Genomic DNA, 11770 nt, shown 5'->3' with positions numbered 1-11770 from the left:
GCGGCGGTGCTGCGGATCGCGACCGGCACCGCCGCGGACCGGCTTACGGTCTCCCGGATCACCTGTGACCGGCTCCCCGCCACGGAGAAGCTGTTCGCCGCCGGGGAACTCACCGCGATGCACGTCCGGGGTCCTCGCCGACGCCGTCGAACACCTCGACCCCCACACCACGGCGTTGGTGGAGGAGTACGCGCTGCGGCGCCCCGACCTGCCCGTCGGACAGTTCCGCGGCCGCATCAACCACGCCATCGCCAAGTTCGACCCCACCGGGGTCGAAGAACACCAGGACCGCGCCTTCGAAGACCGGACCCTGTGGCACCGCCCCGACCCCGGCGAGACCGGTGTCCTCGTCCTGCGTGGACCCGCGGAACAGACCACCACCGTCTTCAACCTGGTCGACGACCTCGCCCACCAGCAGATCCCCGGCGATACCCGGACCCTGGAGCAACGGCGGTTCGACGCGTTCACCGACCTCGTCCTCGACGACCACGTGCGTCGGAACATCACCACCGTGGTCGAGGTGACCGTCCCGGTCGACACCCTCCACGGCGGAGACACCCCCGGCGACCTACGCGGCTACGGGTCGGTGTCGGCGTCCACCGCGCGAGCGCTCACCACCGGTGAGCGAGTGTCCTGGCGGCGGCTCGCCTACGACCGCGACACCGGAGTCCTCGCCGCCGCCGGGGACAAGACCTACCGGGCCGGGGACCTCGCCGGACTGCTCGCTACTCCGGTCGAGGCACCGCCGGCCGCGGAACCCCGGTACACCCCCAGCGCCCGGCTCGCCCGCCACATCCGGGCCAGGGACGTGACGTGCCGGTTCCCCGGCTGCACCCGCAAGGCCCGCCGGACCGAGCTCGACCACACGGTCCCCTGGGGCAAGGGCGGTCCCACCGCGGCTGCGAACCTGCACTGCCTCTGCAAACGGCACCGTGTGTCCTGATGATGATTGTGAGGTTCTGATGTAGAAGCTGGAATGCTCGTGATTGTCGTGCTGTGCTGGAAGACGAGAACACCGGCTGGTCCCTGAAGGCCCACCCCGACGGATCCGTCACCTGGACCTCACCCGCGGGCCGCGAGTACACCCAACGCCCCCACGATTACGGCGACACCTGACTAGCGAAGGTCAGTTGTCCTCGCGGGTCAGACGACCGCGCCGTCGTCGGACGGTGGGTCGCCTTCGCGGGGGTCGCGGATGCGGATGACGTGGGTCACGATGCCGCCGATGAAGCCTGCGGCCGAGAGGAGGGCGGCCCAGCCGGGCATCTTCCAGCCCAGGACCATGCCGGCGATCAGGTAGCAGGCGGACGCCAGCATCGCCACCCAGGCGAACTTGATCCAGGGGTCGCCCGACGTGAACTGCGGTGGCTCGGGCGGGATGTAGTGGTCCTCGTCGGGCTCGGGCTCGGCGTCGTCGTCGTGGTCGAGGCGGACGACGGAGACCCGGGGCGTGCGCTTCGCGGTGTCGTCGGTGTCGCCTGTCGCGGTGTCGGACTCGTCGATGTCCTCGGCCTCGGGCCAGGGGCGGTCGCCTTCGCCGTCCGCGTCGCGGTGGAAGTCGGCGACGAGGAGCTGCCAGGTCTCGTCGTCGGAGGACCCGTCATCGCCGGAGGCCCCGTCGGCGTCGTCCGTGTCGGACAGGCGGTGCTTCAGCAGGGCCTGGGCGTACGCGAGCGACGTGCGGTCGACGTAGAGGCGTTCGGCAGGGTCGGCCGGGACGGCGTACGCCGCGATGCCCTCGTCGGCGAGCTCGCGCAGCAGCTCGTCGGCGACCGCGCGGTCGGCCGTGCCGAGAAAGGCGAAGGCCTTCGCCTCGAGGCCGTTGTCGCGCTCCATGGGTTCATGGTCCCGCGACTGGCGCGTGCTTGCCGAGGAACGTGACCGACTCGTCGAAGATCGACTGCGCGTCGTGATCGAGAACGGCCACGTGGTAGCTGTTCTCCAGCACCCGCACCTCCACCTCGGCCGAGGAGACGTGCCGCCGGATGACCTCGGTGTTCAGCGGCTCGACGATGTGGTCCTCGCGGCTGCGGAAGACGAGGAGCGGCTGGTGAATCCTGGCCAGCTGGCGGCGGACGGTTGCCCAGAGCCTGGTGACCGAGTAGAACGCCTTGATCGGGGTGCGGTCGTACGCGCGCTCGGTGACGCCCGGCTTCTTGATGTCGTCGGCGATGGCGCCGATCGAGGGGACGGTGAGACGCAGCAGTGGCAGCAGCCGGAGCCGCTTGTCCAGGGTGAGGATCGAGGGGTTCACGAGCACCACCGCGCAGATCTCGTCGCCGTACTTCGCGGCGAGCAGCAGGGCGAGCGCCCCGCCCATGGAGAGCCCGAAGACCGCGACGTGGTCGCAGACGCCGCGCAGCTCCCTGAACGCACGGTCGACCTCGGCGTACCAGTCCTCCCACCGGGTCAGGTTGGCCTCGCGCCAGTTGGTGCCGTGCCCGGGCAGCCGGGGGAGCGACACTGTGTAACCGGCCTCGGCGAGGTGCTCGGCCCACGGGCGCAGCGCGTACGGCGACCCGGTGAAGCCGTGGCACAGCAGGACGCCGACGGGCCCTCCGTCGTGGCGATACGGCTCCGCCCCGGGGCGTACGGGCACGGCGTCCTCCTGTCGCGCGGATGTCCGATCGTCGCACGCTTCGGTCCGGAGCGCGACGCCGCGGCGGGCCCTCGGCGCGCGACGAGGTATCGGCCCGGCGCCGTCTCGGCTAGGGTTTCGTCCGAAGGAACATGTCCTGACCAGGCGGCAACGCTGGGCTGAGAGGACACTTTCCACTGGGGAGGTGCGGTGCTCTACTCGACGTTGAAGGCGTTCCTGAAGCCGGTCCTCTCGGTGTCCTTCAAGCCCTGGGCCGACGACATGGACAACGTCCCCGACGAGGGCCCGGTCATCATCGCGAGCAACCACCAGTCGTTCTCCGACTCGGTCTTCCTGCCGTTCCTCGTGCCGCGGAAGATGACCTTCCTGGCCAAGTCCGACTACTTCACCGGCCGCGGCATCAAGGGCCGCGCGACCGCCGCGTTCTTCCGCGGGATCGGCCAGCTCCCCGTCGACCGGGCCGGCGGCCGGGCAAGCGAGGCGGCACTGCGCGCCGGCCTGAAGGTCCTGCACCAGGGCGACGTCCTCGGCATCTATCCCGAGGGCACCCGGTCGCCCGACGGGCGCCTCTACCGCGGTCACACCGGCGTGGCGCGCATGGCGATCGAGGGCAACGCCCCCGTCGTACCGTGCGCGATCTTCGGCACCCGCGAGGCCCAGCCGCCCGGCAAGAACCTCCCCAAGGTCGTGCCGGTGAGCGTGCGTTTCGGCGAGCCGCTCGACTTCTCCCGTTACGAGGGCATGGGCAACGACAGGTACGTCCTGCGCGCGATGACCGACGAGGTCATGTACGCGATCATGAAGCTCTCCGGCCAGGAGTACGTCGACCGCTACGCCAACACGGTCAAGAACGAGCTCGACGCGGCACGCAGGGCGGAGCGCAAGGAGCTCAAGCAGGCACCGTCCGACACGGCCCCAGGAGACGGCGAGGCGCACCCGCGGGCGAGCTGAGAGGGCTATCATCACGCGGGTGACGCAGCCATCTCCCGCAGGTCAACCCCTCGTCCCACCCCCTTCCGTACGTCCCTCGACGCCGTCGCACGGCCTCGTCCGCGACGTGGCCGGCGTCGGCCCGTTCGTGGGCGTCGCGCTGCTGCTCATGGTGATCGGGCTGGTCGTGCTCGCGGTCGCCGGCCCGACGCCGTTGGTGGGACTCGGACTCCACGTGGGGGGCTGGACGCAGGCCGCGCTGTTCGCCGTCGGGCTGGCGCTGCCGCTGAGCGCACGCAGTCCCGACCTCTCGCTCGCCGGCGTCGCCATGTTCTCCGGGCTCGCGTTCAGCTATGGCGGCGGACTGTCGGGCCTGCTCCTCGGTCTGGTCGTCGCCGCGATGTTCGGCGTCGTCAACGCGGCCCTGGTCGGACTGCTCGGCCTGCACCCGGCGATCACGACGCTCGCCACCGGGCTGGTCCTGACCGCACTCGGCGGGATGGTGGCGTCACCGTCCGGCCGCCAGGTGGAGAACCCACTGCCCGGCGCGATCACCGTGCTGCTGCTTGTCATGGTCAGCCTCATCGCGGTGGCCGTCGACGCGATGTCGATCTTCGGCAGGGTCACATCGCCGCTTCCCGACGGCCTGCACCGGGCCGCGATGCACGTGGCGGCGGCCCTGCTCGCGGGCATGGCAGGGATCCTCCAGACATCGACGATGCGGTTCGCGGCGCCGGCGGGGTCGACGAGCTGGCTGCTCCTCGCCGGGTTCGCCGCCGTCCTGATCGGCGGCACCAGCGCATTCGGCGGCTACCGCAGCCTGCTGGGCGCGGTGCTCGCGGCGAGCTTCGTCATGTCGATGCAGCGGGCGTTGACCATCGCGAACGTCACCGCGATCGGGGTGACCGTGCTGCTCGGCGCGCTCCTGCTGGTGGCGCTCGGGGCGGACCGGCTGCGCGCGTTCCTCACCCGGCCCAGGCCGGCCGCCGCGCCTCGTTAGGCTGGCCCGCGCACATCCCCTCAGATCCCCGAGAGAGGAACGCTATGCGCGTCGGAGTGCTGACCGGCGGTGGAGACTGCCCCGGGCTCAACGCCGTGATCCGGTCCGTCGTACGCAAGGGCGTCGACGTCTACGGCTACGAGATCTACGGCTTCCGCGACGGCTGGCGGGGTCCGCTGGAGAGCGACTACGTCCCGCTCGACGTCCGCAGCGTCCGCGGCATCCTCCCGCGCGGGGGCACCATCCTCGGCTCGTCGCGGACCAACCCGGCGAAGGTCGACGGCGGGTTCGAGCGGATCCGCGAGAACCTCGCCAAGGCCGAGGTCGACGCGCTCGTGGCGATCGGCGGCGAGGACACCCTGGGGGTCGCGCGCAAGCTGCACGAGAGCGGGGTCGACGTCGTCGGCGTGCCGAAGACGATCGACAACGACCTCGGCGCCACCGACTTCACGTTCGGCTTCGACACGGCGGTCAACATCGTCATGGAGGCGATCGACCGGCTGCACACCACGGCCGAGTCGCACCACCGCGTGCTGATCGTCGAGGTCATGGGACGCAACGCGGGCTGGATCGCGCTGCACGGCGGCATGGCGGGCGGCGCCAACGTCATCCTGCTCCCGGAGAACGGGTTCGACGTCGAGAAGGTGTGCGAGCACATCGAGCACCGGTTCCGCACCCGCTACTCGCCGATCGTCGTGGTCGCCGAGGGCGCGATGCCCCTCGAGGGGCAGATGGTCACCCAGGACACCGAGCTCGACGCGTTCGGGCACGTGCGGTTCGGCGGCATCGGCGAGTGGCTGTCGCGGGAGGTGGAGCGGCGCACCGGCAAGGAGGCGCGCTGCACCGTGCTCGGGCACATCCAGCGCGGCGGCACCCCGACCGCGTTCGACCGCGTGCTGGCGACGAGGTTCGGCCTGCACGCCATCGACGCCGTACGCGACGGCGCGTTCGGCTCGATGATGGCGCTCCGCGGCACCGACATCGTCCGCGTTCCGCTCGCGGAGGCGGTCGACGAGCTCAAGACCGTGCCCGTCGAGCGCTACGCCGAGGCCGAGGTCTTCTTCGGTTGACCGCCCCGGTCGGCGAACCGACCGGCGGTCGCGGGAGTCGGAGGCGGGTATGAACGACATCCTCGGTCCCGCACTCTTCGCGCCCCTGATGTTCGCCGTGGTGGGCACTCTCTTCGTGTTGCATGGCATCCGTGCCCTCGTGGAGTTCCTCTCGTTCCGCCGGCGTGCCGTGCGGTGCGAAGGCCTCGTCGCCGACATGCGCAAGGTGTGGCACTCCGGCCGGGGGAGCAACAACAGCGGGCATTACATCCACTACCCGGTGCTCGCCTTCCGCGCAACCGACGGCCGTGAGGTGCAGACCGTCGCCAAGAACGGATCGAACCCGCCGATGCATCGCGTGGGCGACAATGTCGGTGTGCTCTACGACCCGAGGGACCCGGCCCGTGCGTACGCGGGCAGGGCGGTCAGCGCGCGGGTGCTGCCGGTGCTGTTCGTCGTCGCGGGCGGTGCGTTCGCCGTCGGTGGCGTCACCATGCTGCTCAGAGCGGGCGTCGTCGAGCGGCTGATCGGAGCACTCTGATGGACCTTGGACGCCTACTCGGTGGGTCTACCACACCGCCCGTCGACGGTTACGTGCTCTACGGTCGCCGGTCGTTGGGCGGCAGCATGGCCACGTTGGTCGGGCTCATGGCGTTCGGCGCCGTGACGTACTTCGGCTCCAGGTTCGTCGGCGATGGTGACTCGAACGTACCGGTCTTCCTCCTGGTCTTCTGGGGCATCGCGTTCGTGCTCGGCCTCGTCCGGTCGATGCGGCGTCCGCAGCGCCTCCGCGTCGACCGCGCGGGCGTGCTCCTCGGCGCGGTCACGGTGCCGTGGCCGTCTGTCTGGCACGTCGTCGTCCTGCGTCCCGAGCCGGTCGTGGGCGCGTTCCGCACCGACCTGCCCGCGCAGGTGGGCGTCAGGCTCAACCGCGGCGCACCGTTGCCGAGCGGCGTCGACGCGCTGATCACGGACCCGGACGACCCCCTCGCGATCCCCGAGCGCCTGCGGTCGCACGTCTCCGACGCGGTGATCGACGTCGAGGCGTTCCGTGCGGCAGTGGCGAGGTATGCGCCACCCTCGGTCACGCTCGCCGAGCGGGTGGGTGACCAGGAGCACGTGCTACCTCGCTGACCGGGCCGATTACCCTGGGTACGTGAACCCGAGCGCCGTCGACCTGCTGCGAACCGCCTGTGCCGAGCTGCCGGCGGAGCAGCAGCCGGGCTGGCCGGACCCCGACGCGCTGGCGCGGGTGGGTGACGACCTGCGTGCGCTGCCGCCGCTCGTCGTGGCCAGCGAGTGCGACCAGCTGCGCGACCGGCTCGCCGCGGTCGCGCGCGGCGAGGCGTTCCTGCTGCAGGGCGGCGACTGCGCTGAGACGTTCGCGTCGGTGACCGCCGAGCAGATCCGCGACAAGGTCAAGGTGCTGCTGCAGATGGCGGTCGTCCTGACCTACGGTGCCTCGGTGCCTGTCGTCAAGGTGGGCAGGATCGCGGGGCAGTACGCCAAGCCGCGCAGCAGCCCGACCGAGACCGTCGACGGTGTGGAGCTGCCGTCGTACCGCGGCGACGCCGTCAACGCGATCGGACCGACGGCGCAGGAGCGGGCACCCGACCCGCGGCGCATGCTACGCGCGTACAACGTCGCCGCACAGACCCTCAATCTGGTGCGGGCCTACGCCACGGGCGGCTTCGCCGGCCTGCACCGCGTGCACGCGTGGAACTCCGACTTCGTCGGCAGCAGTCCCGTCCTCCAGCGCTACGAGGAGATGGCGGCAGACATCGACCGCGCGCTCGCGTTCATGCGCGCCTGCGGCGTCGACCTCGAGTCGGGACCCGCACACGGTGTCGAGCTGTTCGCCAGCCACGAGGCGCTGCTCCTCGACTACGAGACCGCTCTCGTCCGCGAGGAGCGCGGCAGCCTCTACGACCTGTCGGGACACCTGCTCTGGATCGGCGAGCGCACCCGGCGCCCCGACGGCGCGCACGTGGAGCTCGCCGCTCGCATCGCCAACCCGGTAGGCGTGAAGCTCGGTCCCACGACCACGCCCGAGGAAGCCGTGACGCTGGCGGAGCGGCTCGACCCCGACGCGACGCCCGGCCGGCTGACCATGGTCGTGCGCATGGGCGCGGCGCGCGTACGCGACACACTGCCCGCGATCGTCGAGAAGGTCGACGCCGCCGGCCATCCCGTCGTGTGGGTGTGCGACCCCATGCACGGCAACACCTTCGAGTCGGGCAACGGCTTCAAGACCCGCAGGTTCGACGACGTCATCGACGAGGTCACGGGATTCTTCGAGGTGCACAGGGCGCTCGGCACGGTGCCCGGCGGTGTCCACGTCGAGCTCACCGGCGACGACGTCACCGAGTGCCTCGGCGGCAGCCACGCGATCGGCGACGAACACCTGCCGTACCGGTACGAGACCGCGTGCGACCCGCGTCTCAACGCGAGCCAGTCGCTGGAGCTGGCGTTCCTCGTGGCGGAGATGCTGCAGCGACGGAGCTCGACGAGCAGGCCGGCCCCGGACTAGCCGGCGCCGGGGCCGCCCTCGGTGACGAAGCCCCTGTCGACCATCCAGTCGAGGGCGACGTTGGCCGGGTCCCTGCCGTCGATGTCGACCTGCTCGGTGAGCTTGAGCATCTCGTCGTTGGTCAGCGCCTCGGTGAGGGGCTCGAACAGCTCCTTGGCCTCGGGGTTCTCGGCATACCAGTCGCTGTTGATGGTCATCGCGACGTTGTACTTCGGGAAGAAGTCCTTATCGTCCTCGAGAACGGTGAGACCGAGGCCTCCGATCCGGCCGTCGGTGGTGAACACCTCGCCGAAGTTGCAGGTGCCCTTATCGGTCGCGTCGTAGACCACGCCGACGTCCATCGTGCGCACATTGTCTCTCGACACCGTCTTGCCGAGCGGGATGCCGTAGTGCTTGAGCACGCCCTCGAAGCCGTCGTCGCGGCTGGCGAACTCGGACTCGACGCAGAACGTCAGCTCGTCAGCGGGCAGCTTGGCCATGTCGGTGAGCTTCTCGATGCCCAACTCCTTCGCCTTCTCGCTACGGATCGCGAAGGCGTAGGTGTTGTTGAGCTCGGCAGGCGGCAGCCACACGACGTTGTTCTGCTCGCCGTCGAGCTTCTGGACCGCTTCCCACATCTTCTGCGAGTCCGGGATCGGCTTGGTCTTCTGGTTGTAGGAGATCCAGGACGTGCCGGTGTACTCCCAGTACAGGTTGATCGAGTTGCGCTCCAGCGCCTGGCGGGCACTGTTGCTGCCGAGGATGTTGGTGTTGTCGACCACCTCGGCTCCCGCGACGTTGAGCGCGATGGTGGCCATCTTGCCCAGGATGAGCTGCTCGGTGAAGTCCTTCGACCCGACGACCGCGGGGACGTCCTTCAGTGCGGGGATCGGCTTGATGCTGCCCGGGCCGGCGTCGGGGACGAACTGCGACGCGGCCTTCAGGCCACAGCCGGACGCCGCTGCCGTGAGTGCCGTGACCATCACCAGGGCGGCGACGGCGCGGACAGGTCTGCTGATGCGGATGGGCATCAGACCCCCTTCGGTCGGGCGACTTCCTCGACGACTCGTCCGAGCCAGTCGATGATCAGGGCGAGCGACGCCACCAGCAGGCCCCCGGAGACGAGCACGCTGGGCCGGGTGAGCTTGATGCCCGTGACGATCAGGCCGCCGAGGCCACCCGCGTCGACGAGGGCGCCGAACGCCGCGGTGCCGACGAGCAGGACCAGAGCGGTGCGCGCACCGGCGAGGATGATCGGGACGGCCAGCGGCAGCTCGACACGGAACAGCGTCGCCCAGCCGGTCATGCCCATGCCGCGCGCCGCCTCGACGAGGCGCTGGTCGACCTGCTGCAGACCGACGATGGTGTTGCGCAACGCCGGCAGCAGGCCGAACAGGAACAGGGCGAGCACCGTGGTCCAGAAGCCCAGCGCGATGAGCAGGACCAAGAGGATCACGAGGCCGACGGCCGGTGCCGCCTGGCCGATGTTCGCGATGCCTACGAAGAACGGTGCGGCCCGGCGCATCCCGCGCCGGGTGAGCAGAACGCCGAGCGGGATCGCCACCGCGAGCACGACCACCGTCGCGGCGACGGACAGCTGGATGTGCTCGACGGTGCGGTTGAGGATGTTGCCCCAGGCGAGCTGCCTGGCCTCGATCGAGTCGAACGAGGCGGTGCTCTTCCAGATGGCGAAGCCGCCGAGGACGAGCAGCACGATGACCGGCTGGATCGAGAGCTTCGCCCACGTGGCGGCGGTCGAGTCACCGCCGATCTCGGCGGTGAGGGCGTCGGGATCGATCGCCGGTGCGGTGGTGACCGTGCTCATGCCCGGTCCTGCTCCGCGGCGCTCGTGGCCGCGTCCGCGGCGGCAGGTTCGGCCGGGGCGTTGATCCGCTCGGTGTCGGCCCTCGCGTTGGTGCGCGCGGTCTGGATCGCGTTCATCACGGTCTCGACGGAGACCAGGCCCTGGTACACGTCGCCGCGACCGGTGACCACGGCGGCACCGTGGCTGGAGATCAGCATGGTGTCGAGGGCGTCGTTGAGCGTGGCCTTGGTGCCGATGGTCTCGACCTGCTCGGTGCCGCGCTCGATCGAGCCGCCGTCGCGTTCGAGGTCCTTGACCTCCTCCCACCGGGCCGGCCGGCCGCGGTCGTCGAGGATCAGGACCTCGAGGTTGCCCTCGCCCCTGGCCTTGGCGGCGACCTGGCGGGAGTCCTCGCCGACCGTCGCCGTGGTGGCCCTCTCGAGCTCGATCTGGTCGACCCGGGTAAGGGTCAGCTGCTTCAGCGAGGAGCCGTGGCCGACGAAGTCCTCGACGAACTCGTTGGCCGGGTTGCCGAGGATCGCGTCCGGCGTGTCGAACTGTGCGATCTTCGCGCCCTCGGTGAGGATCGCGATCCGGTCGCCGAGCTTGACCGCCTCGTCGAAGTCGTGCGTGACGAAGCAGATCGTCTTGGGGACCTCCTCGTGGATGCGCAGCAGCTCGTCCTGCAGGCGCTGCCTGGTGATCGGGTCGACCGCGCCGAACGGCTCGTCCATCAGCAGCACGGGCGGGTCGGCGGCGAGCGCCCTGGCCACGCCGACGCGCTGCTGCTGACCGCCGGAGAGCTCACGGGGGTAGCGGTTGCGGTACTGCCCCGGGTCGAGGCTGACGAGCTCGAGCAGCTCGTCGATGCGCTCGGAGATCCGCTTCTTGTCCCACTTCAGCATGCCGGGTACCAGGCCGATGTTGGCGCCCACCGTCATGTGCGGGAACAGGCCGCCGGCCTGGATGACGTAGCCGATCCGGCGCCGGAGCTGGTCGGCGTTGATGCCGGTGACGTCCTCGCCGCCGATCACGATGTGGCCGCTCGTCGGCTCGATGAGGCGGTTGATCATCTTCAGCGTGGTCGTCTTGCCGCAGCCGGACGGCCCGACGAACATGACGATCTCGCCCGCGGGGATGTCGACGTTGAACGAGTCGACCGCGGCTTTCGCCTGACCGGGATAGCGCTTGGTGACGTCCCTGAGCTCGATCGAGGCGCCACCGGTGAGGTGGCCGTTGCCGCTGCTCGCGGTGCTCGCTTCTGGTGCGGTTGTTTCAGGCACGGATCCCCCTCGGGATGGTCAGTCGGCCGACGAGCAGCAGGATGCCGTCGAGGACGAGTGCGAGAATGACGACGGCGACGACGCCGGTGAGTGCCTCGTTGACGGCATTGACGCCACCGATGTGGTTGAGGCCGCCGAAGATGAAGCCGCCGAGGCCGGGGCCGCTGACGTACGCGGCGATGGCGCCGATGCCCATCACCATCTGGGTGGAGACACGGACGCCGGCCAGGATGACGGGCCAGGCGACGGGCAGCTCGACACGCAGCAGCGTGCGGAACCGTCCCATGCCCATGCCCTTGGCCGACTCGATCAGGTTCTTGTCGACGCCGGCCAGACCGACGATCGCGTTGCGCAGGATCGGCAGGGTCGCGTAGAAGCCGAGCGCGATGACCGACGGCAGGACGCCGAGGCCGAGGGGTGCGACCATGATGCCGAGCAGGGCGAACGACGGGATGGTCAGGCCGATCGCGGTGAATGCGTTGGCGATGCCCGAGCCGGCAGGCGAGCGGTAGACGAGGACCGCGAGTACCACCGCGATCAACGCCGCCCAGAACACGCACTGCACGACCATGAGCACGTGCTGCCCGCTGAGGAAG

Annotated in this window: 13 protein-coding genes; 7 read left to right on the top strand and 6 right to left on the bottom strand. The window is 70.2% G+C overall.

What is annotated here, in order from left to right; genetic code table 11:
• Window positions 1–64 precede the first annotated feature (64 nt).
• Window positions 65–943, top strand: coding sequence for a DUF222 domain-containing protein (locus tag GEV10_20915; protein MQA80911.1), 879 nt, complete (start codon window positions 65–67; stop codon window positions 941–943).
• 200 nt (window positions 944–1143) lie between these two features.
• Here the strand turns inward: GEV10_20915 and GEV10_20910 are convergent, their stop codons facing one another.
• Together GEV10_20910 and GEV10_20905 are read right to left on the bottom strand one after the other, a co-directional pair.
• On the bottom strand, window positions 1144–1836 hold the full coding sequence (locus tag GEV10_20910) for a hypothetical protein (protein MQA80910.1): 693 nt from the start codon (window positions 1834–1836) through the stop codon (window positions 1144–1146).
• Between the two features lie 4 nt (window positions 1837–1840).
• Window positions 1841–2599, bottom strand: coding sequence for an alpha/beta fold hydrolase (locus GEV10_20905; protein MQA80909.1), 759 nt, complete (start codon window positions 2597–2599; stop codon window positions 1841–1843).
• Window positions 2600–2860: 261 nt separating this feature from the next.
• Between GEV10_20905 and GEV10_20900 the strand changes: the two genes are divergently transcribed.
• The 6 genes from GEV10_20900 to GEV10_20875 are packed head-to-tail and all read left to right on the top strand — an operon-like array spanning window position 2861 to window position 8108.
• Window positions 2861–3550 carry a 1-acyl-sn-glycerol-3-phosphate acyltransferase gene (locus tag GEV10_20900; protein MQA80908.1) on the top strand — a complete coding sequence of 230 codons (690 nt, stop codon included), beginning with the start codon at window positions 2861–2863 and terminating at the stop codon, window positions 3548–3550.
• 19 nt (window positions 3551–3569) lie between these two features.
• The gene (locus tag GEV10_20895; GenBank protein MQA80907.1) at window positions 3570–4529 is read left to right on the top strand and encodes a hypothetical protein; all 960 of its coding nucleotides are present in this window, start codon (window positions 3570–3572) and stop codon (window positions 4527–4529) included.
• Between the two features lie 44 nt (window positions 4530–4573).
• Window positions 4574–5599, top strand: coding sequence for an ATP-dependent 6-phosphofructokinase (locus GEV10_20890; protein MQA80906.1), 1026 nt, complete (start codon window positions 4574–4576; stop codon window positions 5597–5599).
• Between the two features lie 49 nt (window positions 5600–5648).
• Window positions 5649–6119, top strand: a complete 471-nt coding sequence (locus GEV10_20885) for a DUF3592 domain-containing protein (protein MQA80905.1) — start codon at window positions 5649–5651, stop codon at window positions 6117–6119.
• Window positions 6119–6712 (top strand): hypothetical protein, encoded by a 594-nt coding sequence (locus GEV10_20880; GenBank protein ID MQA80904.1) that lies wholly within the window; start codon window positions 6119–6121, stop codon window positions 6710–6712. The genes GEV10_20885 and GEV10_20880 overlap by 1 nt, the downstream gene beginning before the upstream one ends.
• Complete coding sequence (locus tag GEV10_20875; GenBank protein ID MQA80903.1) at window positions 6648–8108, top strand: 3-deoxy-7-phosphoheptulonate synthase class II; 1461 nt, start codon at window positions 6648–6650, stop codon at window positions 8106–8108. Before GEV10_20880 ends, GEV10_20875 begins: the two co-directional genes overlap by 65 nt.
• On the opposite strand, the gene GEV10_20870 is transcribed toward GEV10_20875, so the two are convergent.
• From GEV10_20870 to GEV10_20855, 4 genes are read right to left on the bottom strand one after another with little or no spacing between them, the layout of a single operon-like run.
• Window positions 8105–9118: a glycine/betaine ABC transporter substrate-binding protein gene (locus tag GEV10_20870; protein ID MQA80902.1), complete on the bottom strand. Its 1014-nt coding sequence runs from the start codon at window positions 9116–9118 to the stop codon at window positions 8105–8107. The genes GEV10_20875 and GEV10_20870 overlap by 4 nt on opposite strands.
• On the bottom strand, window positions 9118–9912 hold the full coding sequence (locus tag GEV10_20865; GenBank protein MQA80901.1) for an ABC transporter permease subunit: 795 nt from the start codon (window positions 9910–9912) through the stop codon (window positions 9118–9120). The genes GEV10_20870 and GEV10_20865 overlap by 1 nt, the downstream gene beginning before the upstream one ends.
• Window positions 9909–11174, bottom strand: a complete 1266-nt coding sequence (locus GEV10_20860) for a betaine/proline/choline family ABC transporter ATP-binding protein (protein ID MQA80900.1) — start codon at window positions 11172–11174, stop codon at window positions 9909–9911. The genes GEV10_20865 and GEV10_20860 overlap by 4 nt, the downstream gene beginning before the upstream one ends.
• On the bottom strand, window positions 11167–11745 hold the full coding sequence (locus GEV10_20855; GenBank protein MQA80899.1) for an ABC transporter permease subunit: 579 nt from the start codon (window positions 11743–11745) through the stop codon (window positions 11167–11169). Before GEV10_20855 ends, GEV10_20860 begins: the two co-directional genes overlap by 8 nt.
• Window positions 11746–11770: the final 25 nt, after the last annotated feature.

It is taken from the genome of Streptosporangiales bacterium (genome assembly GCA_009379955.1).
Lineage (GTDB): Bacteria > Actinomycetota > Actinomycetes > Streptosporangiales > WHST01 > WHST01.
This window is presented reverse-complemented; position numbering and strand designations above follow the sequence as displayed.